Here is a 21846-nt window from a genome sequence, read left to right as displayed (position 1 = left end):
CGCGCTCCTCAGGATGACGGGACCGTGGCCGCCGTCCGCGGCCTCAGATATTCAGCACGCGCCCGTAGGCATCGAGCACTGCTTCCTTCATCATTTCCGACAAGGTCGGATGCGGGAATACGGTGTGCATCAGTTCCTCTTCCGTGGTCTCCAGATTCATCGCCACCACATAGCCCTGGATCAGCTCGGTGACTTCGGCGCCGATCATGTGGGCGCCGAGCAGCTGCCCGGTCTTCTTGTCGAACACCACCTTGACGAGGCCCTGGTCCTCGCCGAGCGCAATCGCCTTGCCGTTGCCGACGAACGGGAAGCGGCCGACGCGGATCTCGCGGCCGCCTTCCTTGGCCATGGCCTCGGTGAGGCCGACGGAGGCGACCTGCGGGTTGCAGTAGGTGCAGCCCGGGATCATCAGCTTGTCCATCGGATGCGGATGCAGGCCCTTGATCGCCTCGATGCAGATCACGCCCTCATGCTCGGCCTTGTGCGCGAGCATCGGCGGTCCCGCGACGTCGCCGATCGCATAGATGCCGGGAACGTTGGTCTTGCCGAGGCCGTCGATCACGATGCAGCCGCGGTCGGTTTTGACGCCGAGCTTCTCCAGCCCGAGATTCTCGATATTGCCGACCACGCCGACCGCCGAGATCACGCGCTCGAACTCCTTGGTCTGCGGCTGGCCCTTGCCGTCGTCGATGGTCGCAACCACGCTGTCGGCCTTCTTCTCGAGCTTTGTCACCTTGGTCGAGGTGAGGATCTTGATCCCCATCTTCTCAAACCGCTTGCGGGCGAGCCCTGCGATTTCCGCATCCTCGACCGGGAGGATCTGCGGCAGCACCTCGACCACGGTGACATCGGCGCCCATGGTGTGGAAGAACGAGGCGAACTCGATGCCGATCGCGCCGGAGCCGACCACCAGCAGCGATTTCGGCATCCGCTCCGGCACCATCGCCTCGAAATAGGTCCAGACCAGCTTCTTGTCGGGCTCGAGCCCGGGCAGCACGCGCGGCCGCGCGCCGGTCGCCACGATGATGTGCTTGGCCTGATAGGTGCCCTCGCCGCTGGCGCCCTTCGGCGCCTCGACCGCCGACTTCTTCACCGTGATCTTGCCGGGCGCATCGATCGTGGCCTCGCCCCAGATCACCGTGACCTTGTTCTTCTTCATCAGGAAGCCGACGCCGTCATTGAGGCGCTTCGAGACGCCGCGCGAGCGCTGCACCACCGCCTTCGGATCGAACGAGACGTTGTCGGCCGACAGGCCGTAATCCTTGGCATGCTGCATGTAGTGATAGATCTCGGCTGAGCGCAGCAGCGCCTTGGTCGGGATACAGCCCCAGTTCAGGCAGATGCCGCCGAGATAGGATTTCTCGACGATCGCGGTCTTGAAGCCGAGCTGCGCGGCGCGGATCGCGGTCACGTAGCCGCCGGGGCCGGAGCCGATGATGATGACGTCAAAGGATGTGTCGGCCATGGCGGCTCCCGTTCAACTCAACGTGTGGCGCCGCGGGCGCGGCTTCTTGCGATCAACGACCTGACCAGCCATTCGAGCCCGATCGCCAGGGCCATGATGGCCAGGGCCGTCAGCACGATCGGCTGGGCGATGTTCCGCGCCAGCTGTTCGCCGGCGAAGAACGCGGAGTGCAGAAAATCGAACCCGACCGGATTGCAGACCAGCGCGGCCGACAGCAACAACGAGATCCAGGGCCAGCGCGTGCGAGCCGTGCCGGCCATTCATCCGTACTCCCGCCATACCGCACCGAGGAACACGGACCACGCCAGCGCCAGCACCGTGGCGCCGATCATCATGATCCTGAACTGGATCGTCGATATCATGTCGCGGTTGACCGCGACGAGCAACGCGACGGCGACGGCCGCGAGCAGAACGTACGGACCGTAGATCGCGTACATGGCGGATGCCCGTCACACCATCATCATCACGGGGTTTTCGATCAGCTGCTTGAAGGCGCCGATCAGTTCGGCGCCGAGCGCGCCGTCGATCGCGCGGTGATCGCACGACAGGGTCACGCTCATCATGTGCGCGATCTCGATCTTGCCGCCGCGCACCACCGGACGTTCCTCCGAGGTGCCGACCGCGAGGATCGAGGCATGCGGCGGATTGATCACGGCAGTGAAGTGGTTGATGCCGTACATGCCGAGGTTGGAGACCGCGGTGGTGCCGCCCTGATATTCCTCCGGCTTCAGCTTGCGGGCGCGGGCGCGCGCGGCGAAATCCTTCATCTCGGTGGAGATGGTCGAGAGCGTCTTGGTCTCGGCCTTGCGGATGATCGGCGTGATCAGGCCGCCCGGCATCGCCACCGCGACGCCGACGTCGGAATGCTTGTGCTTGAGCATGCCGCCTTCGGTCCAGCTGACGTTGCAGTTCGGAATCTTCTGCAACGCGACCGCCATCGCCTTGATGACGAAGTCGTTGACCGAGATCTTGTAGAGCGGCTTCTTCTCCTTGTCCTTCGGCGCTGCGGCGTTGATCTCCTCGCGCGCGGCGAGCAGCTTGCCGATGTCGCAGTCGATGGTGAGGTAGAAGTGCGGGACGTTCTGCACCGAGGCAGTGAGACGCTGCGCGATGGTGCGGCGCATGCCGTCATGCGGCACCACCTCGTAGGAGCCCGGCTCGAACAGCGCGAGGATCTGCTTGTCCGACATCGACGGCGCGATGCTCGGGCCCGCGGCGGGCGCGGCCGCCGGCGCCTTCAGGCCCTTGCCGGACTTGGCCTCGTCGACGTCGCGCGCGATGACCCGGCCATGCGGGCCGGTGCCGGTGATGCGGGCGAGATCGATGCCGGCTTCTTTTGCCAGCCGGCGCGCCAGCGGCGATGAGAAGACGCGGGCGTGGCCGTTGGCCTGCGCGGCGGGTGCAGCGGCCTGAGGCGCCGCTGCGGGCGCTGCGGCCGGCTTTGGTGCAGGCGTCGCGACCGGTGCGGGAGCCGCCGCCGGCGCCGCGGCCTGGGCAGCCGGCTTCGGCGCCTCGGCGGGTTTCGCCGCCGGTGCTGCGCCTGCTCCGGCGCTGGCCGCCGCCTTCACATCCTCGCCGTCGCCGGCCATGACCGCGATGACGTCGTTGACCGGCACGTCCTGCGTGCCCTCGGGCACCAGGATCCTGGCGATCGTGCCTTCATCGACTGCCTCGACTTCCATCGTCGCCTTGTCGGTCTCGATCTCCGCGATCACGTCGCCGGACTTGACCTTGTCGCCCTCTTTCTTGAGCCACTTGGCGAGGTTGCCCTTTTCCATCGTCGGCGACAGCGCGGGCATGAGAATATTGATCGGCATTGTCAGTGACCTTGTTGCGACCGCGGTTTGGTTTGGCCCATGTCGGTCGGCCGGGCGATTTCGGCTTCGAACATCTCGACGATGCGCGCGAGCGCCTCGTCCTCGGTGTATTCGCTCTCGCGCGCATAGGCGCGCGCGGCGTGGCGGGCGATGTCGACCAGCATCAGCCCCCACATGTCCGGCTCCTCGAAAGCGCGCTGGAACGCGATCGACAGGCCGCCATCGACGACGAAGGCGCGCAGCACCTCGATGGCATCGTCGCGGCCCATCACGTCAGGCGGCAGCGGCTGCTCCTTGGGACCGGCCATCGGCGTTACCGGTAGGATACGGCCTTGGCGGCAGCGACCACCTCGGCGACGGAGGGCAGAGCGAGCTTTTCGAGGTTGGCGGCATAGGGCATCGGCACGTCCTTGCCGGAGACGCGCGCCACCGGCGCGTCCAGATAGTCGAAGGCATGCTCCATGATGCGCGCGGCAACCTCGGAGCCGACGCCGCTCTGCTGCCAGCCCTCCTCGACCGTGACCGCGCGGCCGGTCTTCTTCACCGAGTTGATGATGGTCTCGGTGTCCATCGGACGGATGGTGCGCAGATCGACCACCTCGGCCTCGATGCCTTCCTTGGCGAGTTCGTCGGCGGCCTTCAGCGCATAGGACATGCCCATCGCCCAGGAGACGAGGGTGACGTCCTTGCCGGCGCGGGCGATCCGCGCCTTGCCGATCGGCACCACGAAATCAGCCAGCTTCGGCACCTCGCCGGTGTGGCCGTACAGCACCTCGTTCTCGAGGAAGATCACCGGATTGGGATCGCGGATCGCGGCTTTCAGCAGGCCCTTGTAATCGGCGGCCGAATACGGCGCGATCACCTTGAGGCCCGGGATCTGCGAGTACCACGCCGCGTAGTCCTGGCTGTGCTGCGCGGCGACGCGCGCGGCGGCGCCGTTCGGGCCGCGGAACACGATCGAGCATCCCATCTGGCCGCCGGACATATAGAGCGTCTTGGCGGCGGAGTTGATGATCTGGTCGATCGCCTGCATGGCGAAGTTGAAGGTCATGAACTCGACGATCGGCTTCAGGCCCGCCATCGCCGCGCCGACGCCGACGCCGGCAAAGCCGTGCTCGGTGATCGGCGTGTCGATCACGCGGCGGGCGCCGAATTCCTGCAACAGGCCCTGCGTCACCTTGTAGGCGCCCTGATATTCCGCGACCTCCTCGCCCATGATGAAGACGTCGCCGTCGCGGCGCATCTCCTCGGCCATCGCATCGCGCAGCGCCTCGCGAATGGTCTGCGTGACCATCTCGGTCCCCGCAGGGATTTCCGGATCAGGCAGCGGTTCGGTCGCGGGCCCGGCCGGCGCCTTCGCCGCGGGCTGCGGCGCTTCCGCCTTTGCATCCCCCTTGGCTTCGGCCGGCGCGGCCTCGGCGGCCTTCGGCTGCGGCACTGGTGCCGCCGGCGCCTTGGCGAGGTCGGCTGCGCTCTCGCCGTCGACCAGAATGGTGGCGATCGGCGTGTTCACCGCAACGTCCGCGGTGCCTTCCGGAATCAGGATCTTGCCGAGCGTGCCCTCGTCGGTTGCCTCGACCTCCATCGTCGCCTTGTCGGTCTCGATCTCGGCGATGACGTCACCGGACTTGATGGTCTCGCCTTCCTTTTTCAGCCATTTGGCGAGGTTGCCCTTCTCCATGGTGGGCGACAGCGCAGGCATCAGCACTTGAATGGGCATATCGGCTCCCGAAATCGGTCTTGAAATTCGTCTGCGCGGTGGGTCAGCGGTAGATGTCGGTGTAGAGCTCGGCCGGATCCGGCTCCGGATCGTGCTGCGCGAAGTCGGCGGCCGCGTTGACGATCTCGCGCACCTCGGCGTCGATCGCCTTCAGCTCCTGCTCGCTGACGCCCGAGGCCAGCAAGCGGTTGCGCACCTGCTCGATCGGGTCCTGGTCGTGACGCACTTTCTCGACCTCCTCGCGCGTGCGGTACTTGGCCGGATCGGACATCGAGTGGCCGCGGTAGCGGTAGGTCTGCATCTCCAGAATCATCGGACCGTTGCCGCCGCGGCACCAGGCCACGGCCTCATCGGCGGCGGCCTTGACCGCGCGCACGTCCATGCCGTCGATCTGCTTGCCCGGAATGTTGAAGGAGGCGCCGCGCTTGGAGAAATCCTGCTGGGCCGATGCGCGCGACACCGAGGTGCCCATCGCATAGCGGTTGTTCTCGATCACGTAGATCACCGGCAGCTTCCACAGCTCCGCCATGTTGAAGCTTTCGTAGACCTGGCCCTGGTTGGCCGCGCCGTCGCCGAAATAGGTCACGCTGACGTTATCGTTGCCGCGATAGCGGTTGGCGAACGCAAGGCCGGTGCCGAGCGAGACCTGCGCGCCCACGATTCCGTGACCGCCGTAAAAGTGCTTCTCCTTGCTGAACATGTGCATGGAGCCGCCCTTGCCGCGGGAATAGCCGCCGCGGCGTCCGGTCAATTCGGCCATCACGCCCTTGGCTTCCATGTCGCAGGCCAGCATGTGGCCGTGGTCCCGGTAGCCGGTTATGACCTCGTCGCCCGGCTTCAGCGCCATCTGCATGCCGACCACGACCGCTTCCTGGCCGATATAGAGATGGCAGAACCCGCCGATCGCACCCATGCCGTAGAGTTGACCGGCCTTCTCCTCGAAGCGCCGGATCAGGAGCATGTCCCGCAGTGCCTTGAGCTCCTGCTCCTTGGTGAATTCGGGGGGAGAGCCGGCCTTCTCCTGCCCTGATTCTTTTGCGACGCTTTTCTTGGGTGCGGCCATGGCAATTCCGGGTGAGAGAAGTCGGAGAACCCTCTCTAACCCAACTCAAATCGCCTTGGAAGGATTGCGTTCGCCCGATGGAATTTTGCTATGCCGCACTGCAGCGCAGCGCGACATTTTTGTGATAGCGCGCGTGTGATTTTGAAATTTGAGAACGCGTCGTCAGTACTTGTTGATCCGAACGAGATCGCGCGGATTGGCGTAGTCGAGCTGGAAGCGCGCGCGCTCGTCCAGCATGTCGGGATCGACCCGGTCCGACCGCAGCAGCGACACCCGCTGCTCGCCCTCGGCCCGCTCCTTCTTCAGCCGCGCCAGCTCGGAGGTCAGCGCGATGATCTCCTGATCGAGCTCCTGGCGCGCGTTCAAGCCGTATTTGCCGGTGTAGGCGTTGACGCCGAAATAGCCGACCATCAGCGCCGCCAGCGTATAGAGGGCGAGCCCGGTCAGAATCGATTTGAGGCGTGTGCGGGAAACCATGGCCGCGAGCATGCGGCCATGGGGTTAACGAACGCTGAACCGGAGCGTTTTCGAGCGAAGCCTGTCCCGGACTTGATCCGGGATGGATACCGGTTCGCGTGAAGAAAACGCGTCAAGACAAGTTCAGAGTCCCGTTCCGATTCAATCGGAACGGGACTCTTGCTCAGCGGTTCTGCTTTTCGATAAAGGCCGCGAAGGCGTCGAGATATTGCTGCAGCACGCCCTCGAGCGACTCCTTGGTCAGTTCGCCGTTGTCGTCGAAGGCATCGCCGACGCCGTTGAGATAGGTTTCGGGCTGACCGAGGATCGGGCCGGAAATGCCCGGCAGGATGTTCTGCAGGTGCTTCACCGCGTTGACGCCGCCGAGCGGTCCGGGCGAATTGCCGATGATGCCGATCGGCTTGCCGATGAACGAGCTCTTGCCGTAGGGCCGCGAGGCAACGTCGATGGCGTTCTTCAACACGCCCGGGATCGAGCGGTTGTATTCGGGGGTCACGAACAGCACGCCGTTCGACTTCTGCAGCTTCTCGCGGAAGGCGAGCCAGTCCGCCGGCGGCGCGGCCTCGAGGTCCTGGTTGAAGAAGGAAATTTCCTGAAGCGTCGTCACATCGAGCTTCAGCGACGCCGGTGCAAGCTTGGCCAGCGCATTGGCGATCTTGAGCGAGAAGCTCTGCTTGCGGATGCTGCCGACGATGGTGACGATGTGATAGGCCATAGCAAATTCCCCTCGGGTTGCGCGTGAAACTGGTGACCCTCACCTACCGGCGCACCAGGAAAGATGCAAGTGCATGGATCGTCCAGTTCCGGAAACGCAGCGTTTCACCGAATTGGTCTATGCAAAGCAAAAGGGCCGCCCCTGTCGCGACGGCCCTTTGCGTTTCGATCCTCAGCCCTTGTTCGGGTTGATCAGGAATTTCTCGCCGGTCGCGCGCCTGTTGTAGACCGCGATGTTGTCGAGCTGCAGGGTCTCCTGCAACGAGACCACCTTGGTGTAGTGACTGGCGAAGGTCGTCTTCAACTCGGCCACCACGCGCTGGCGCAGCTTGTTGCCGGCCTCCGGACCGATCTTCATCAGGAACGGAAACAGCAGCCAGCCGCCGACACCCCAGGCCATGCCGAAGCCGCGCGGCAATTCGATCGAGCGCGTGTCGAGGCTGCCGTAGACATAGACCTGCTTGTGCACATTCGAGCCGTAGCGGCTATAGGCCTTGGCGGTCTTGTTGATCGCGGTCTCCATCGCGACCAGGATCTGGCCCGCGAGCTTGCCGCCGCCGATCGCATCGAAGGCGATGGTGGCGCCGGTCTCGACCAGCGCGCCGGTGAGCTTGTCCATGAAATCGGGCGCGGAGGAATCGACGACATGCTTGGCGCCGATCTTGTGCAGGATGTCGGCCTGCTCCTTGTTGCGCACGATGTTGACGAGGCCGATGCCGTCCTTGAGGCAGATCTTGTTGAGCATCTGGCCGAGATTGGACGCTGCCGCCGTGTGCACCAGCGCCTTGTGCCCCTCGCGCCGCATCGTCTCGGTCATGCCGAGCGCGGTCAGCGGATTGACGAAGCAGGACGCGCCTTCCGCCGGCGTGGTGCCGTCGGGCAGCGGCAGGCATTCGTTGACGCGCAGCGTGCGGTATTGCGCGTACATCGCGCCACCGATCATTGCGACGGTGCGGCCCATCAGCGCTTTCGCCGCATCCGATGAACCGGTCCTGATCACGACGCCGGCACCTTCATTGCCGACCGGCATGGACTCGTCGAGCCGCGCGGCGAGGCCCGCCAATGCCGCTTCCGGCACGCGCGCGGTCACCACGGGCAATTCCTTGCTGCCGGAGACCTTGGCGGCCGACATGTCGGCCGGGCCGATCAGAAGACCGAGATCGGACGGATTGATCGGGGTCGCCTCGACCCGGACCACGACCTCGTCGGGGCCGGGCTCGGGGGTCGGGACATTGACCAGCGATATCTCCAGCTCGCCATTCTTCTTGAGCAGCGAACGCAGTTGCAGACCGCTTTTGCCGTCGCTCATCCCGACCTCCCTTTTTGCGTTTGTTGGGTCCCGATCAAGTTGGGGCGCTACGCCAGCGCCTTCAAGGCCGCCCTGCCCGCGTATTTCGCCTGGGTACCGAGCTGCTGCTCGATGCGCAGCAGCTGGTTGTACTTGGCGGTGCGGTCGGAGCGCGCCAGCGAGCCGGTCTTGATCTGCCCGCAATTGGTGGCGACCGCGAGATCGGCGATCGTGGCGTCCTCGGTCTCGCCGGAGCGATGCGACATCACCGCGGTGTAGCCGGCCTTGTAGGCCATCTCGATCGCCGCAAGCGTCTCGGTCAGCGTGCCGATCTGGTTGACCTTGACGAGGATCGAATTGGCGCGGCCGTGCTTGATGCCGTCGGCAAGCCGGGTGACGTTGGTGACGAACAGGTCGTCGCCGACCAGCTGGCACTTCTTGCCGATCGCATCCGTCAGCTCCTTCCAGCCGTCCATGTCGTCCTCCGACATGCCGTCCTCGATGGTGACGATCGGATAGCGGCCGACGAGATCGGCGAGATACTTCACCTGCTCGGAGCGCGAGCGGGTCTTGTTCTCGCCGCCATAGACGTAGGAGCCTTCCTTGAAGAATTCGGTCGAGGCGCAGTCGAGGCCGAGCACGACGTCGTCGCCCGCCTTGTAGCCGGCCTTGCCGATCGCGTTCATGACGAACTCGAGCGCGGCGTCGGCCGACGGCAGGTTCGGCGCGAAGCCGCCCTCGTCGCCGACATTGGTGTTGTGGCCGGCCTTCTTCAGTTCGCCGCGCAGCGTGTGGAAGATTTCCGAACCGCAACGCAGCGCCTCGGCGAACGACGTGGCGCCGACCGGCAGGATCATGAATTCCTGGAAGTCGATCGGATTGTCGGCGTGCACGCCGCCATTGATGATGTTCATCATCGGCACCGGCAGCGTCCGCGCCGAGGTGCCCCCGACGTAGCGATACAGCGGCATGTCGAAGGATTCGGCGGCGGCCTTGGCGCAGGCCAGCGAGACGCCGAGGATGGCGTTGGCCCCGAGCCGGCTCTTGTTCGGCGTACCGTCGAGTTCGATCATGATCTGGTCGATCGCGACCTGCTCCTCGACGGCCTGGTCGCTGAGGGCCTCGTAGATCTCGCCGTTGATGGCGGCAACCGCCTTCTCGACGCCCTTGCCGAGATAACGCGACTTGTCGCCGTCGCGCAGTTCCACCGCCTCATGCGCGCCGGTGGAGGCGCCCGACGGCACCGCCGCGCGACCGATTGACCCATCCTCCAGCACCACATCGACCTCGACCGTGGGGTTGCCGCGGCTATCAAGGATTTCGCGGCCGATGATGTCGACGATGTCAGTCATGACGTGCTCTTTCTCGATATGGGGTTGGCTGATGCGCCGCGTCATACACGGCGCGCAAGCAAATGTGAACGGCCCGCCCACCCGGCCCGTCTGACGGTGCAATGTGGTGGGTTTATGCTGTTGGGGATTACCTTCGCGTGCTGGCCCATTGTTTCACGAAGCCGGGATAACGCAATGAACCGTCGCCAGTTTCTCGCCTCCACCACTGCCGCGATTTTGACCACGAGAGCGCAGGCGCAGGATGCCCAGACGCCGTTCCGGGTGAAATATTTCAACGTCGATGCCGGGACCGGCCTGCACGATGTCACGCCGGCGCCCGATGGCACCGTCTGGTTCACGGGCCAGCGCAGCGGTGCGCTGGGCCGGCTCAATCCGCGCGACAGTGCGGTCAAGCTGGTCAGCCTCGGCAAGGGTGCGGCCCCGCACGGCGTCACGATCGGCCCCGACGGCGCGCCATGGGTAACCGAGGGCGGGCAGAATGCGATCGCCCGCGTCGACCCCGGCGACCACAAGGTGACGCTGTTCCGCCTGCCTGAGAAAGCCGCTGACGCCAATCTCAATACCGGTGTGTTCGACAAGCGCGGCGTCTACTGGTTCACCGGCCAGTCCGGCTTCTACGGCCGGCTCGATCCGAAATCCGGTGAGATGAAGGTGTTCGAGGCACCGCGCGGCGTCGGCCCCTACGGCGTCACCGTGACCCCAAACGGCGACATCTGGTACGCCTCGCTTGCCGGCAGCTATATCGCACGGATTGACCGTGCGACCGGCAACGCCAGCGTGGTCCAGCCGCCGACGCCGAAACAGGGCGCGCGACGGGTGTGGTCGGATTCGCGGGGGCGGATCTGGGTCAGCGAATGGAACAGCGGCAACGTGTCGGTGCACGATCCCGCCGACGCGACGTGGAGGGCCTGGAAGCTACCCGGCAGCAATCCACGGACCTATGCCGTCTATGTCGACGACAAGGACAAGGTCTGGCTCACCGATTTCTCGGCCAACGCGATCATGCGCTTCGATCCGGTGGGCGCGACCTTCAACGCCTTTCCGAGCGACCGCGCCGGCGCAAATGTCCGGCAACTCGATGGCCGGCCCGGCGAGGTCTGGGGCTGTGAATCCGGCCAAGACCGCTTGGTCCTGATCCAGACTGCCGCGCCCGCGTAGCACCCTGCCCCCGCACGCGGACGGTTGACGAACCGCCCGCTTCCGTTCATTTCGGCCTCTCTCACAAGGATGAGGCCCATGGCGAAGAAAACCCTGCAACTCGGCCGTGCCGTCGCGTGGCCGGATAGCCCGGACAAGGCGGTGCTCGACCGCGTCCCCAATCCGCAGGCCGGCACGGATTATCTGGTGCGCTTCGCTATCCCGGAATTCACCTCGGTCTGCCCGATCACCGGCCAGCCGGACTTCGCCCATCTGGTGCTCGACTATGTGCCGGGCCGGTGGCTCCTGGAATCTAAGTCGCTTAAACTATATGCGGCGAGCTTCCGCAATCACGGCGCCTTCCACGAGGATTGCACCGTCATGATCGGGAAGCGCATCGTCGAGGAAATCAAACCGAAATGGCTGCGGATCGGCGGTTACTGGTATCCGCGCGGCGGCATCCCGATCGACGTGTTCTTCCAGACCGGAAGGCTGCCGAAGGGCGTCTGGGTTCCCGATCAGGGCGTCGCGACGTATCGCGGAAGGGGCTAGCGGGGTCGATGGAACGCCGCTGCCTGGAAGCCTAAGTACCGCCTTTGGGATGGATGCGACGAACTTCCAGCTCTTCCCAACGTGTCATGACTTTCTCGTTGAAGCGCCGCTGGTCAAACCTGACCTGACCGTCGTCCTGAATCAGAAAGATATCGTCCTGGGACGCGACCGCGTCCAGAAAGTGAGGCGATCGACTGTGAAGATAGACCTCCCCGCGGAATTCAGAAGGACTATGCAGCACCTCGAAAGAGGACATTGCAACGCAATAGTTGTCGAAAGTTTCGAATTTCGAGAAGTTGGCAACGGAGCATTCATCCAAAGTCATCACGGGATAGAAATTCGGCCCCCACAGGCCGCGCGTTGGTTGGAGAATCCTGAGAACACCGAGTTGCTCCAGCACACCACCCGGCCACTCCCAGTTACTTGAGAATTCATGATGGAAGGCCTCGCGTAGCGTGCCATTTTCATCAGGGAGCGACCTGATGTTCCCGCGCTTTCGGTCGAGATCCATCTTCCGATAAACCTCGAACAGAAATTCGTACGCAAGCGCGGCCACTGACGCGTTTTGCATTCCTCAGCCTCTCGATACCCGCGTCCCTGAAGAGGCGACGCTTATATTCATCAAATATGTACCATCACTACGGCTCGACGTCTGGCCGCGCCGCGGCATCCGCCGGTCGCGTCTGCTTCAAAAATCTCGCGCAGATAAAGCCGAGCACCACCATCACGGCAGCGGCCGAGACCAGCGTCGCGGTCTTGCCGGCGTGTTGCAGCCCAAAACCGTAGGCGATCGGGCCGACGGTCTGGCCCATGAAAAAGAAGAACGAGTGCAGCGACAGCGCGGTGGCGCGGGCCTCGACCGACAGCTCGCTGGCGAACACCTGCAGGCAGCCGTGGATCATGTAGAAGCCGAGGCCCATCACGAGAAGGCTCGCCATCTGCAATTTCCAGTGCGGCCCGAAGGCGACGCCGACGAGCTGGATAGCGACCAGCGTCGCGCCGACGATCATCATCCCCCTCACCCCGATCAACGGCAGCAGGCGCGCCACCGTCAGCGTGTAGAGCAATCCGCCGATCGCAAAGCCCGCGATCACGATGCCCGCGATCGACAGCGAGGTCTCGCCGAGTTCGAACAGGAATGAAGCGATGAACGGAAACAGCCCGAGCACGCAGCAGCCTTCGATGAAAACAGCCGAATAGCAGATCCGCGCGTTCGGATTGGTGAAGATGGTGCGATAGCCGTGGCGAAGCGCCTTCAGGCTGGTGCGCGGCGGACGATTGAGCGCGGCGCCGCGGAAGCCGGCCGCAACCGCCAGCGCAACGATGATCACGAGGCCGCCGAGCACCGCGAGCACGCCGCGCCAGCCGAGGAAGTCGCCGATCAGGCCCGAGGCCGTCGCGCCGAGCAGATTGCCGGTCATCGACCCCGCCAGCGTTCGCCCGATCGCAAGCTGCCGCTTGTCCGGGCCGACGAGATCGCTGGTCAGCGACAGCGCCACCGGAAACACCCCGCCCGAGCCGATGCCGGCGAGGATGCGGGTCACGAACAGCATCGGAAACGAGGTCGAGAGCGCGCCGAGGATGTTGGCGACACCGAGCAGTCCGAGGCAGATCGTCATCAGCCGCGCCTTGCCGAACAGGTCGGCGGCGGCGCCGATCGCCGGCTGCACCGCGGCAAAGGTGAAGGCGAACACCGCGGCAAAGCTCGCCGCGGTCGCGATGCTGACCCCGAAATCCTCGGCGACATGCGGCAGCACCGGATCGAGCGCGCGAACCGACAGGCTCGCCGCGAAGGTCGCCAGCGTGATCACGTTGAGGGCCGGCGGCATGCCGCTGGTTGCGGTCATGTCGTTGTCCGCCGGTCAGGCCGCCGTCTTCGCCAGCGCGTCGAACTGCATCAGCCGCCTGACGAGCGCCTCGAATTCACGGAGCGGCACCATGTTGGGGCCATCGGACGGCGCGTGATCCGGATCGGGATGGGTCTCGATGAACACGCCGGCGACGCCGACCGCGACCGCGGCCCGCGCCAGCACCGGCACGAATTCACGCTCACCGCCCGACGAGGTGCCCTTGCCGCCCGGCTGCTGCACCGAATGGGTGGCGTCGAAGATGACAGGCGCGCCGGTGGTGCGCGAAAGGATCGGCAGCGCGCGCATGTCCGAGACCAGCGTGTTGTAGCCGAACGACGCGCCGCGCTCGGTGACCAGCACATTGGCATTGCCGGCGCCGGTGATCTTGCTGACCACATTGGCCATGTCCCATGGCGCCAGGAACTGGCCCTTCTTGACGTTGACGACCTTGCCGGTCGCAGCTGCGGCCAGCAAGAGATCGGTCTGCCGGCACAGGAAGGCCGGGATCTGCAGCACATCGACCGCCTGCGCCACATCGGCGCACTGGGTCGCCTCATGCACGTCGGTCAGCACGGGCAACCCGAGCGAAGACCGGATCTCGGCGAAGATCGGCAGCGCCTGCGCCAATCCGATGCCGCGCGCCGCCGTCGCGCTGGTGCGGTTCGCCTTGTCGAACGAGGTCTTGTACACCAGACCGATCTTGAGCCGGGCCGCGATCTCCTTCAGCGCGGACGCCACTTCAAGCGCGTGGGCGCGGCTCTCGAGCTGGCAGGGACCGGCGATGATCGAGATGGGCAAGGCATTGCCGAATTTGGCCGATCCGACGGCAACGATCGGCGCGGCGGCTGGCGCGGAAACCTGATTGGTCAAAATGCTGCATCCTTTTGCCGGCGACCATGCAGTCCCGGGCGGGACGGATCAAGCCATCCGGCACGATGAGGGGGTTGCGCTGACGCCGTAGGTGCGCCGTGCTAACACAATCCCGCCCAAACAGCGCCTATAAACTGGTGCGGAACAGATTCCCATGAGGAAGACATGCGCATCCCGCTGATGATCGGAGCCGTCATCGCCCTGTCGGCGATGTCGGGCCTCGCCTACGGCCAGACCAGCAGCCAGCCCGGGGTCGTCACCAGCGGCGCCACCGGCGTGACCGTCAATGGCAAGCCGGCGGCGCGCAGCGGCGATACCACCAGCAATGGCGGCGCGCTCGTCGAGGGCGTGCCCAACGTCCTGATCAACGGCAAGCCGGCGGTGGTCATGGGAGATCGCACGCATTGCGGCGGCAAGACGACCTCCGGCAGCCGCGGCGTCTTCATCAACGGCAAGCCGATGGTGACCCAGGGCGACCAGACGTCCGGCTGCCCGCAATAGCCGCGCCGGTTATAGGGCGCGACGAAGTCTCGTCATCGCGCCCCCTGCGCCCACCGCGTCACTTGACCGACGAAAACGCCGTCGGCACCAGAAGCTGGTTGACGATGTTGAGAACGATCTGGCCGTCCTCCTCGGTCTTGGCGCGCGCGGTGATCCACTCCGGATCGGTCTGGAACGCGGTCCACTTCTTCTCGCGCTCGGCGAGCGATTCCCAGGCCAGCAGATAGGTCAGCTCCTGGTTGGATTCCCCGACCAGCGTCGTGAAGAAGCCGGCCTGCCTGATGCCGTGCTTGTCCCAGAGCTTCAGCGTGATGGTCTCGAAGCGCTTGAGCAGCGCCGGCAGGCGTCCCGGCAGGCAGCGATAGACGCGGGTCTCGTAGATCATTGGCAGTCCTCCCAGATTTGTGTGCGGGCGGTTATAGCCAGCGCCTTCCGGACTGTCTTGAGGGGGTGACAACATGGCACCCCTGCTCGCGCCAGGCGGCCATTTCCGCAATGTTGTTGCAATGTTACTTGCCTTAAAACCTGCCTTCAGGAGCTGGACCCACAAGGACATGCGGATACTGCTGGTTGAGGACGAGGCCGAAATGGCGGCGGCGCTGTCGCAGGCGCTGAAGGGCTACGACATGGTGGTCGACCACGTGCCGAACCTTGCCGAGGCCGAGGAAGCGATCTCCGCCGACGTGCATGGCGCGGTCCTGCTCGACCGGCAGCTTCCGGACGGCGACGGCCTCACGCTGATCCCGAAGCTGCGCGCCAAGGCCGACGGCGTCCCGATCATCGTGCTGACCGCGCGCGGCGAGCTCACCGACCGCATCACCGGCCTCGACAGCGGCGCCGACGACTATCTGGCCAAGCCGTTCGCCGTGGAAGAACTGCTGGCGCGGCTGCGCGCCGTGCTGCGCCGGCCGGCCGGACTGCAGCTCGAGATCATCAGGGCCGGCCGCGTGGCGTTCGATTGCAGCCATCGCGAGGCCAGCGTCGACGGCCGTCCGCTCGAGCTGCCGCGGCGCGAGCTGCTGGTGCTGGAGACGCTGCTGCGCCGCCTCGGCCGCACCGTGCTGCGCGCGACGCTGGAGGAAGCCGTCTACAATTTCGAGGACGAGATCCAGTCGAACGCGCTCGATGCGCACGTCTCGCGTCTCAGGCGCAAGCTTGCCGACGCCAACGCCGGCGTCGAGATCCACAGCATCCGCGGCGTCGGCTATCTGTTGAAGCAAACGTCATGAGCGAACAGGCCGAGCACTATTGCCTGCGCTCGCAACTGAGCTGGCGGCTGGTGACGCTGCAGGCGCTGCTGCTTGCCATGCTGATCGTCTGCCTGATCAGCGCGTTGTGTGCCACCGGCTTCCTGATCGTTCCGCGCGATGAGGATCATGTGATTTCCATCGTGCAGGGCGCGGTCGCACGCGACGGCAAGGGCGATCTGATTTTGCGCCCGACCGCCGAACTGCAAAAGCTCCGTGACGACACGCCCGACCTCTGGTTCCTGGTGCGCGACCGGGAAGGCCGTTCGCTGACGGAAGGCGCGGTGCCGCCGGAATTCGCCAGGATCGGTGGCGCACTCGACCAGATCAGCCAGGCGCGGCTCGGCTGGCAGATGTTCGAGGATGATCCGCGCAAGCCGCCGGCGCGGCTGAAGCGCGTCAATTCGGACGCCGGCCCCGTGCAGGTGCTCACGGCGACGCAGGGGCCGATGTCGAGCGTCAAGACCGCGCTCGCCACCACGCTGGCATTCCTCGCCATTGCCCTGCCCGGCCTTTTCCTGATGGCATGCGCCACCTTCATCGCGACGCCGATGGTGGTGAAGCGCGCCTTCGCCGGTCTCGACACCACCGCCGACGAAGCGCGCCGGATCGATTTCCGCCAGCGCGGCAGCCGGCTGTCGGCCGATCATCTGCCGCTCGAGGTGGCGCCGCTGGTGACCGCCATCAACGACGCGCTGAAGCGGCTCGACGACGGCTATTCCCGGCACCAGCGCTTCGTCGCCGACGCGGCCCATGAATTGCGCACGCCGATCGCGATCCTCAACACGCGGCTGGAGTCGCTGCCGCCAGGCCCGGAGAAAACCCGCCTGCTCGAGGATTCGGCACGCCTTGCGACGTTGGCCGAGCAACTGCTCGACATCCAGCGCTTCGACCAGTGCCGCAATCCGTTCGTCCGCGTCGATCTCGTCGCGGTCGCACGCAATGTCGCGGCCGACCTTGCGCCGCTCGCGATCGCGGCCGGCTATGAGCTGTCGCTCGATACTTCGGTCGACCGTGTGGAAACATCCGGCGATCGGGCGGCGCTGGAGCGCGCGCTCACCAACCTGGTGCAGAACGCCATCCAGCACGGCGGCCGCCGCGGCACCATCACCATCCATGTCGGCAGCGCCGCGACGATCGACGTATCGGATGAAGGCGACGGCATTCCCCAGGGCGAGCGCACGCGGATCTTCGATCCGTTCTATCGGCTCGCGCCGCTCGACCGCGGCGCCGGCCTCGGCCTCAACATGGTGCGCGAGATCGCAAGGCTGCACGGCGGTCACGTCTCCGTGCTCGATGGTCCCAAGGGCGGCGCGTGCTTCCGCCTCACATTACCGCCGGCGCCGTTCGCGTCGTGATGCCGAAGCGTTTTCGAGCGAAGCCTGTCCCGCACTCGCTGCGGGATGGGCACCGGTTCGCGTGAAGAAAACCGCATCGAAACCAGAGTCGAGAGCCGTTCCGATTCAATCGGAACGGCTCTCGCGCAATGTTGTCGCAATGCAGCTCCCGCAAACAGGGCGTCACGCTTCGCATCTGAGTCGAAGCGCCGCGACACTTTGTTGGGAATCCCAATGTCACATGATCTGCTGTCTTTCTTCACGGCGTGGATAGCGGCCCCCGGCCGCGTCGGCGCCATTGCGCCGTCGGGCGCAGCACTCGCCGAACTCATCACGCGCGACATCAGCGCCGACACCGGCCCGGTGCTCGAGCTCGGTCCGGGCACCGGCGCATTCACCTATCAGCTGTTGAAGCGCGGCGTGCGCCAGCAGGATCTCACGCTGATCGAGTACGGCTCGGATTTCATGCGGCTGCTGCAGCTGCGCTTTCCCGGCGCGCGCGTGCTGTGGATGGACGCGGCGCGCCTCGCCTCGGAGCGGCTCTACGATGGCGCGCCGGTCGGCGCCGTCGTCAGCGGACTGCCGCTGCTCAACATGTCGCCGCGCAAGGTCATCTCGATCGTCGGCGGCGCGTTCAGCTATCTGCGTCCCGGCGGCGCGTTCTATCAATTCACCTACGGCATGCGCTGCCCGGTGCCGCGGCCGATCCTCGACCGGCTCGGCCTGCGCGCCACGCTGGTCGACCGCGCCATCCTCAACGTGCCGCCGGCCGCGGTCTACCGGCTGACGCGACGCCCGCAATACAAGCTGATGACGCGCGACGGCACGCCAGCGGCTGGTGCAAACGTTTCACCGATCAAGAAAGAACGCCGGGCCAGCGAGGACTGCGCCGTGTAACGGCGCAGCTGGCGGCCGCTCGGTTAGACCAGCCGGCTCTGCTTCGCTGCGGCCTCGATGAACGAGGCAAACAGCGGATGCGGCTCGAACGGCCGCGACTTCAGCTCGGGATGGAACTGGACCCCGATGAACCAGGGATGGTCCTCGTACTCCACGATCTCCGGCAGCACGCCGTCGGGCGACATGCCGGAGAAGCGCAGGCCGTGCTGCTCGAGGCGGTCCTTGTAGGCGGTGTTGACCTCGTAGCGATGGCGGTGCCGCTCGGAGATCTCGGTCGCGCCGCCATAGACCTGCGAGACGCGGCTGCCGCGGTTGAGCGCCGCCGGATAGGCCCCGAGCCGCATCGTGCCGCCGAGATCGCCGCTCTGCGAGCGCTTCTCGAGCTCGTTGCCGCGCAGCCATTCCGTCATCAGGCCGACCAGCGGCTCCTTGGTCGGGCCGAACTCGGTCGAGTTGGCGTCCTCGATGCCGACCAGATTGCGCGCCGCCTCGATCACCGCCATCTGCATGCCGAAGCAGATGCCGAAATACGGCACGTCACGCTCGCGCGCGAACTGCGCCGCGCGGATCTTGCCCTCGGCGCCGCGCTGGCCGAAGCCGCCGGGCACCAGTATGCCGTTGACGTGCTCGAGGAACGGCGCCGGGTCCTCGTTCTCGAACACCTCGCTCTCGATCCAGTCGAGATTGACCTTCACCTTGTTGGCGATGCCGCCGTGCGACAGCGCCTCGATCAGCGATTTGTAGGCGTCCTTCATGCCGGTGTATTTGCCGACGATGGCGATCGTCACCGCACCTTCCGGATTGCGGACGCGCTCGTTGATGACGTGCCAGCTCTGCAGCGCCGGCGGAATCTTCGCGGTGATGCCGAACGCGGCCAGCACCTCGTCGTCGAGGCCGGCGGCGTGATAGGCCTCCGGCACGGCGTAGATGTTGTCGACGTCGCGCGCCTCGATCACGGCGCTCTCGCGCACGTTGCAGAACAGGCCGAGCTTGCGCCGCTCCTCCTTCGGGATCTCGCGGTCGGTGCGGCACAGCAGGATGTCCGGCTGGATGCCGATCGAGCGCAGCTCCTTCACCGAGTGCTGCGTCGGCTTTGTCTTGAGTTCGCCGGCACTTGGAATGTACGGCAGAAGCGTCAGGTGAATGTAGACCGCGTGATCGCGCGGCAGCTCGTTCTTGAGCTGGCGGATCGCCTCGAAGAACGGCAGGCCCTCGATGTCGCCGACGGTGCCGCCGATCTCGACCAGCACGAAATCGTACTCGTCGTTGCCGTCGAGCACGAATTCCTTGATCGCGTTGGTGACGTGCGGGACCACCTGGATGGTGGCGCCGAGATAGTCGCCGCGGCGCTCCTTGGAGATGATGTCCTGGTAGATCCGACCGGTCGTGATGTTGTCGGCCTTGGTGGCCGGACGACCGGTGAAGCGCTCGTAATGGCCGAGATCGAGATCGGTCTCGGCGCCGTCGTCGGTCACGAACACTTCGCCGTGCTGATACGGCGACATCGTTCCGGGATCGAGGTTTAGATAGGGATCGAGCTTGCGAAGGCGGACTTTGTAGCCCCTGGCCTGCAGCAGAGCGCCGAGCGCCGCTGAAGCCAGACCCTTGCCGAGCGAGGAGACCACGCCGCCGGTGATGAATATGTACCGCGCCATGGGACTTTACCTTTAATCCGACTCCGCCGATTCGCAAAACGAATCGGCTGTTCCCGGCAAACAATTCGCCGGGCTGTGGGTTGCATCAAACTGGAAGCGATTTCAGAGCATTGATGGGGGTTTCTGATGCAGGATGCCAGCGGGGCATCCTGCATGGCCACCCTGCTTTATTGCGACCGTGGCGCCTGCGGACCGCTCGGGGCCTGCTGCCCCTGCTGCTCGTCGGCCTTCTTCAGCGAATCGAGGATGCCGCCCGAGGTCGGCGCGTTCATCGGCGTGCCGCCGGCCGGCTGGGTCTGCGCCGGTGCGCCGGTGCCGATGATCGAGCTCGGCTTGCGGTCATAGCCTGCGTACCAGGACAGGAACAGGCTGGTGATGAAGAAGCCCACCGCGAGGATCGCCGTGGTCCGCGTCAGCAGATTGGCGGTGCCGCGGCTCGACATGAAGCCGGCGCCGCCACCCATGCCAAGGCCGCCGCCTTCGGATTTCTGCAACAGCACGGCGCCGATCATGACGGCGACAATCATGAGGTGGACAATGATAACGACAGTCTGCATCGCAAGCCTTCCGTCACAAGCCGCCAAGCGGCCAGACAAACGGCGCTATCGGCTTTACGGTTTTCGTGAAGTCGCGCCCTGTTACACGATTGCACCGGGCATTGTCACCCCCGAGATAGTCGCACTGTCGATGATCACAAGCAGCGCCGATCACGGACCGGCCAGGCCTTGCCCGGAACCGGCGGTTTCTATTATAATAGATATATGGATACTTTGGTAGACGATCTGAGCCAACGCCTGGCGCAGCGGATCCGGCTCGAACGCGATGGCCGGGGCTGGTCACTGGCCGACCTCGCCGAGCGCGCCGGCGTCTCCAAGGCCACGATCAGCAAGATCGAGCGCGCCGAGGTCAGCCCCACCGCGGTCGTGCTGGTACGCCTCGCCTCGGCTTTCGATCTCACCCTGGCCGGCCTGATGTTGCGCGCCGAAGGCCAGGGCGAACGGCTGTCGCGCGCCGCCGCGCAAACGGTCTGGCGCGATCCGGAAACCGGCTATCTGCGCCGCCAGGTGTTCAGCCGTCCCGACCATCCGGTCGAGCTGGTGCGGGTCGAGCTGCCGCCGAAGCAGACCGTGACCCTGCCCGCCTCCTCCTACGCGCATATCCGCCAACTGGTCTGGGTGCTCAGCGGCAGCGTCGTCATCACCGAAGGCGGCGCACGCCACGTGCTCGCCGCCGGCGATTGCCTCGGATTCGGACCGCCGGCAGAGACGACCTTCGCCAACGAGACCAACGCCTCCTGCACCTATGTGGTCGCCCTGGCCCGGAGCTGATGCATGTCGCATTTTGCCATCAAGCCGCTCATCGACGGACCCGAGATCCGCGGTGCGCTTGGCGAGCTCCTGATCGAGACCGTCGCGAACGGCGGCTCGGTCAGCTTCATGCATCCGCTGTCGCCGGAGGACGCCGACGCATTCTGGCAGGACTCGCTTGCTGCCGCCGCGCGCGGCGAACGAGTAGTGCTCGGTGCGTTCGACGGCACTGATCTGATCGCCACCGTGACGCTGCTGCTGAAGCTGCCACCGAACCAGCCGCACCGCGCCGAGATCGCCAAGATGATGACGCACCTCAGCCACCGCCATCGCGGCGTCGCCACCGCATTGCTGCGCGCCGCCGAAGCGCTCGCCGTCGAGCACGGACGCACGCTGCTGGTGCTCGACACCGCCGTCGACGACGGCGCCGCACCGCTCTATGAAAAGCAAGGCTTTCAGCTCACCGGCGTCATCCCGGACTACGCGCTGAAGCCGCATGGCGGCCTCACCGGGACGATGATCTATTGGAAGCGGATCGGCGCCGCTGCGGCCTGAATCCGTAGCCAAACAGAGATACCGATGGCAGCTGTCTGCGCA

General features: G+C 65.4%; 25 protein-coding genes. 8 read left to right on the top strand and 17 right to left on the bottom strand.

All coding sequences use genetic code 11. The annotated features are described in order from the left end of the window. Positions 1-43: 43 nt before the first annotated feature. From lpdA to eno, 11 genes are all read right to left on the bottom strand, one after another. Complete coding sequence (lpdA, locus tag JEY66_RS22735) at positions 44-1465, bottom strand: dihydrolipoyl dehydrogenase (protein ID WP_016842487.1); 1422 nt, start codon at positions 1463-1465, stop codon at positions 44-46. A 17-nt stretch (positions 1466-1482) separates the two neighbouring features. Continuing rightward, positions 1483-1725: a hypothetical protein gene (locus JEY66_RS22730; protein WP_016842486.1), complete on the bottom strand. Its 243-nt coding sequence runs from the start codon at positions 1723-1725 to the stop codon at positions 1483-1485. Further along, entirely contained in the window at positions 1726-1902 is a 177-nt protein-coding gene (locus tag JEY66_RS22725) for a hypothetical protein (protein ID WP_016842485.1), read from the bottom strand. 12 nt (positions 1903-1914) lie between these two features. Then, the gene (locus tag JEY66_RS22720; protein WP_018271805.1) at positions 1915-3282 is read right to left on the bottom strand and encodes a pyruvate dehydrogenase complex dihydrolipoamide acetyltransferase; all 1368 of its coding nucleotides are present in this window, start codon (positions 3280-3282) and stop codon (positions 1915-1917) included. Between the two features lie 2 nt (positions 3283-3284). After that, positions 3285-3590, bottom strand: coding sequence for a DUF5076 domain-containing protein (locus JEY66_RS22715; protein ID WP_018271806.1), 306 nt, complete (start codon positions 3588-3590; stop codon positions 3285-3287). A gap of 5 nt (positions 3591-3595) precedes the next feature. Next, on the bottom strand, positions 3596-5002 hold the full coding sequence (locus JEY66_RS22710; protein WP_018271807.1) for a pyruvate dehydrogenase complex E1 component subunit beta: 1407 nt from the start codon (positions 5000-5002) through the stop codon (positions 3596-3598). Between the two features lie 43 nt (positions 5003-5045). Then, on the bottom strand, positions 5046-6065 hold the full coding sequence (gene pdhA / locus JEY66_RS22705) for a pyruvate dehydrogenase (acetyl-transferring) E1 component subunit alpha (protein ID WP_018271808.1): 1020 nt from the start codon (positions 6063-6065) through the stop codon (positions 5046-5048). Between the two features lie 162 nt (positions 6066-6227). After that, entirely contained in the window at positions 6228-6542 is a 315-nt protein-coding gene (locus tag JEY66_RS22700; protein ID WP_026192803.1) for an FtsB family cell division protein, read from the bottom strand. Between the two features lie 163 nt (positions 6543-6705). Next, positions 6706-7257: an NADPH-dependent FMN reductase gene (locus JEY66_RS22695; protein WP_018271810.1), complete on the bottom strand. Its 552-nt coding sequence runs from the start codon at positions 7255-7257 to the stop codon at positions 6706-6708. Between the two features lie 171 nt (positions 7258-7428). Continuing rightward, positions 7429-8565, bottom strand: coding sequence for a zinc-binding dehydrogenase (locus JEY66_RS22690; RefSeq protein ID WP_018271811.1), 1137 nt, complete (start codon positions 8563-8565; stop codon positions 7429-7431). Between the two features lie 47 nt (positions 8566-8612). Then, positions 8613-9896 (bottom strand): phosphopyruvate hydratase, encoded by a 1284-nt coding sequence (gene eno, locus JEY66_RS22685; protein ID WP_026192804.1) that lies wholly within the window; start codon positions 9894-9896, stop codon positions 8613-8615. Positions 9897-10070: 174 nt separating this feature from the next. On the opposite strand from eno, the gene JEY66_RS22680 reads away from it, so the two are divergent. Together JEY66_RS22680 and queF are read left to right on the top strand one after the other, a co-directional pair. Next, entirely contained in the window at positions 10071-11054 is a 984-nt protein-coding gene (locus JEY66_RS22680; RefSeq protein ID WP_018271813.1) for a Vgb family protein, read from the top strand. Positions 11055-11123: 69 nt separating this feature from the next. Continuing rightward, entirely contained in the window at positions 11124-11585 is a 462-nt protein-coding gene (queF, locus tag JEY66_RS22675) for a preQ(1) synthase (protein WP_085964819.1), read from the top strand. A 31-nt stretch (positions 11586-11616) separates the two neighbouring features. Here the strand turns inward: queF and JEY66_RS22670 are convergent, their stop codons facing one another. The 3 genes from JEY66_RS22670 to kdsA all read right to left on the bottom strand — a co-directional run bounded on the left by JEY66_RS22670 (position 11617) and on the right by kdsA (position 14305). After that, entirely contained in the window at positions 11617-12156 is a 540-nt protein-coding gene (locus JEY66_RS22670) for a hypothetical protein (RefSeq protein WP_018271815.1), read from the bottom strand. 67 nt (positions 12157-12223) lie between these two features. Further along, entirely contained in the window at positions 12224-13432 is a 1209-nt protein-coding gene (locus tag JEY66_RS22665; RefSeq protein WP_018271816.1) for an MFS transporter, read from the bottom strand. Positions 13433-13447: 15 nt separating this feature from the next. Next, entirely contained in the window at positions 13448-14305 is an 858-nt protein-coding gene (gene kdsA / locus JEY66_RS22660; protein WP_018271817.1) for a 3-deoxy-8-phosphooctulonate synthase, read from the bottom strand. 165 nt (positions 14306-14470) lie between these two features. Between kdsA and JEY66_RS22655 the strand changes: the two genes are divergently transcribed. Next, a complete protein-coding gene (locus tag JEY66_RS22655; RefSeq protein ID WP_018271818.1) occupies positions 14471-14806 on the top strand; it encodes a PAAR domain-containing protein in 336 nt (111 codons plus the stop codon). 58 nt (positions 14807-14864) lie between these two features. Here the strand turns inward: JEY66_RS22655 and JEY66_RS22650 are convergent, their stop codons facing one another. Continuing rightward, a complete protein-coding gene (locus tag JEY66_RS22650) occupies positions 14865-15191 on the bottom strand; it encodes an NIPSNAP family protein (protein ID WP_018271819.1) in 327 nt (108 codons plus the stop codon). A 169-nt stretch (positions 15192-15360) separates the two neighbouring features. Between JEY66_RS22650 and JEY66_RS22645 the strand changes: the two genes are divergently transcribed. From JEY66_RS22645 to JEY66_RS22635, 3 genes are all read left to right on the top strand, one after another. Then, complete coding sequence (locus JEY66_RS22645) at positions 15361-16035, top strand: response regulator (RefSeq protein WP_018271820.1); 675 nt, start codon at positions 15361-15363, stop codon at positions 16033-16035. Then, the gene (locus tag JEY66_RS22640; protein ID WP_018271821.1) at positions 16032-17411 is read left to right on the top strand and encodes a sensor histidine kinase; all 1380 of its coding nucleotides are present in this window, start codon (positions 16032-16034) and stop codon (positions 17409-17411) included. Before JEY66_RS22645 ends, JEY66_RS22640 begins: the two co-directional genes overlap by 4 nt. Before the next feature lie 213 nt (positions 17412-17624). After that, positions 17625-18287 (top strand): class I SAM-dependent methyltransferase, encoded by a 663-nt coding sequence (locus JEY66_RS22635; RefSeq protein ID WP_016848388.1) that lies wholly within the window; start codon positions 17625-17627, stop codon positions 18285-18287. Between the two features lie 23 nt (positions 18288-18310). On the opposite strand, the gene JEY66_RS22630 is transcribed toward JEY66_RS22635, so the two are convergent. Both JEY66_RS22630 and secG read right to left on the bottom strand, forming a co-directional pair. After that, positions 18311-19942 (bottom strand): CTP synthase, encoded by a 1632-nt coding sequence (locus JEY66_RS22630; protein WP_018271822.1) that lies wholly within the window; start codon positions 19940-19942, stop codon positions 18311-18313. 167 nt (positions 19943-20109) lie between these two features. Further along, entirely contained in the window at positions 20110-20499 is a 390-nt protein-coding gene (secG, locus tag JEY66_RS22625; protein WP_026192805.1) for a preprotein translocase subunit SecG, read from the bottom strand. 204 nt (positions 20500-20703) lie between these two features. Here secG and JEY66_RS22620 point away from each other — a divergent pair, with 204 nt between their 5' ends. Continuing rightward, complete coding sequence (locus tag JEY66_RS22620; RefSeq protein ID WP_016841384.1) at positions 20704-21270, top strand: helix-turn-helix domain-containing protein; 567 nt, start codon at positions 20704-20706, stop codon at positions 21268-21270. A 3-nt stretch (positions 21271-21273) separates the two neighbouring features. Then, the gene (locus JEY66_RS22615; protein WP_016841385.1) at positions 21274-21804 is read left to right on the top strand and encodes a GNAT family N-acetyltransferase; all 531 of its coding nucleotides are present in this window, start codon (positions 21274-21276) and stop codon (positions 21802-21804) included. Positions 21805-21846 lie beyond the last annotated feature (42 nt).

The sequence above is a fragment of the Bradyrhizobium elkanii USDA 76 genome (assembly GCF_023278185.1).
Classification (GTDB): domain Bacteria; phylum Pseudomonadota; class Alphaproteobacteria; order Rhizobiales; family Xanthobacteraceae; genus Bradyrhizobium; species Bradyrhizobium elkanii.
Note: the sequence above shows the minus strand (reverse complement) of the source record. Positions and strands in the feature narration are given on the sequence as shown.

Coding starts and splice junctions, on each gene's coding strand:
- JEY66_RS22665 (WP_018271816.1), bottom strand. CDS start 13,432: ATGACCGCAACCAGCGGCATGCCGCCGGCCCTCAACGTGATCACGCTG.
- queF (WP_085964819.1), top strand. CDS start 11,124: ATGAGGCCCATGGCGAAGAAAACCCTGCAACTCGGCCGTGCCGTCGCG.
- JEY66_RS22700 (WP_026192803.1), bottom strand. CDS start 6,542: ATGGTTTCCCGCACACGCCTCAAATCGATTCTGACCGGGCTCGCCCTC.
- JEY66_RS22725 (WP_016842485.1), bottom strand. CDS start 1,902: ATGTACGCGATCTACGGTCCGTACGTTCTGCTCGCGGCCGTCGCCGTC.
- JEY66_RS22670 (WP_018271815.1), bottom strand. CDS start 12,156: ATGCAAAACGCGTCAGTGGCCGCGCTTGCGTACGAATTTCTGTTCGAG.
- JEY66_RS22620 (WP_016841384.1), top strand. CDS start 20,704: ATGGATACTTTGGTAGACGATCTGAGCCAACGCCTGGCGCAGCGGATC.
- JEY66_RS22715 (WP_018271806.1), bottom strand. CDS start 3,590: ATGGCCGGTCCCAAGGAGCAGCCGCTGCCGCCTGACGTGATGGGCCGC.
- pdhA (WP_018271808.1), bottom strand. CDS start 6,065: ATGGCCGCACCCAAGAAAAGCGTCGCAAAAGAATCAGGGCAGGAGAAG.
- JEY66_RS22680 (WP_018271813.1), top strand. CDS start 10,071: ATGAACCGTCGCCAGTTTCTCGCCTCCACCACTGCCGCGATTTTGACC.
- eno (WP_026192804.1), bottom strand. CDS start 9,896: ATGACTGACATCGTCGACATCATCGGCCGCGAAATCCTTGATAGCCGC.
- JEY66_RS22630 (WP_018271822.1), bottom strand. CDS start 19,942: ATGGCGCGGTACATATTCATCACCGGCGGCGTGGTCTCCTCGCTCGGC.
- lpdA (WP_016842487.1), bottom strand. CDS start 1,465: ATGGCCGACACATCCTTTGACGTCATCATCATCGGCTCCGGCCCCGGC.
- secG (WP_026192805.1), bottom strand. CDS start 20,499: ATGCAGACTGTCGTTATCATTGTCCACCTCATGATTGTCGCCGTCATG.
- JEY66_RS22690 (WP_018271811.1), bottom strand. CDS start 8,565: ATGAGCGACGGCAAAAGCGGTCTGCAACTGCGTTCGCTGCTCAAGAAG.
- JEY66_RS22720 (WP_018271805.1), bottom strand. CDS start 3,282: ATGCCGATCAATATTCTCATGCCCGCGCTGTCGCCGACGATGGAAAAG.
- JEY66_RS22645 (WP_018271820.1), top strand. CDS start 15,361: ATGCGGATACTGCTGGTTGAGGACGAGGCCGAAATGGCGGCGGCGCTG.
- JEY66_RS22655 (WP_018271818.1), top strand. CDS start 14,471: ATGCGCATCCCGCTGATGATCGGAGCCGTCATCGCCCTGTCGGCGATG.
- JEY66_RS22615 (WP_016841385.1), top strand. CDS start 21,274: ATGTCGCATTTTGCCATCAAGCCGCTCATCGACGGACCCGAGATCCGC.
- JEY66_RS22635 (WP_016848388.1), top strand. CDS start 17,625: ATGTCACATGATCTGCTGTCTTTCTTCACGGCGTGGATAGCGGCCCCC.
- JEY66_RS22650 (WP_018271819.1), bottom strand. CDS start 15,191: ATGATCTACGAGACCCGCGTCTATCGCTGCCTGCCGGGACGCCTGCCG.
- JEY66_RS22710 (WP_018271807.1), bottom strand. CDS start 5,002: ATGCCCATTCAAGTGCTGATGCCTGCGCTGTCGCCCACCATGGAGAAG.
- JEY66_RS22695 (WP_018271810.1), bottom strand. CDS start 7,257: ATGGCCTATCACATCGTCACCATCGTCGGCAGCATCCGCAAGCAGAGC.
- JEY66_RS22730 (WP_016842486.1), bottom strand. CDS start 1,725: ATGGCCGGCACGGCTCGCACGCGCTGGCCCTGGATCTCGTTGTTGCTG.
- JEY66_RS22640 (WP_018271821.1), top strand. CDS start 16,032: ATGAGCGAACAGGCCGAGCACTATTGCCTGCGCTCGCAACTGAGCTGG.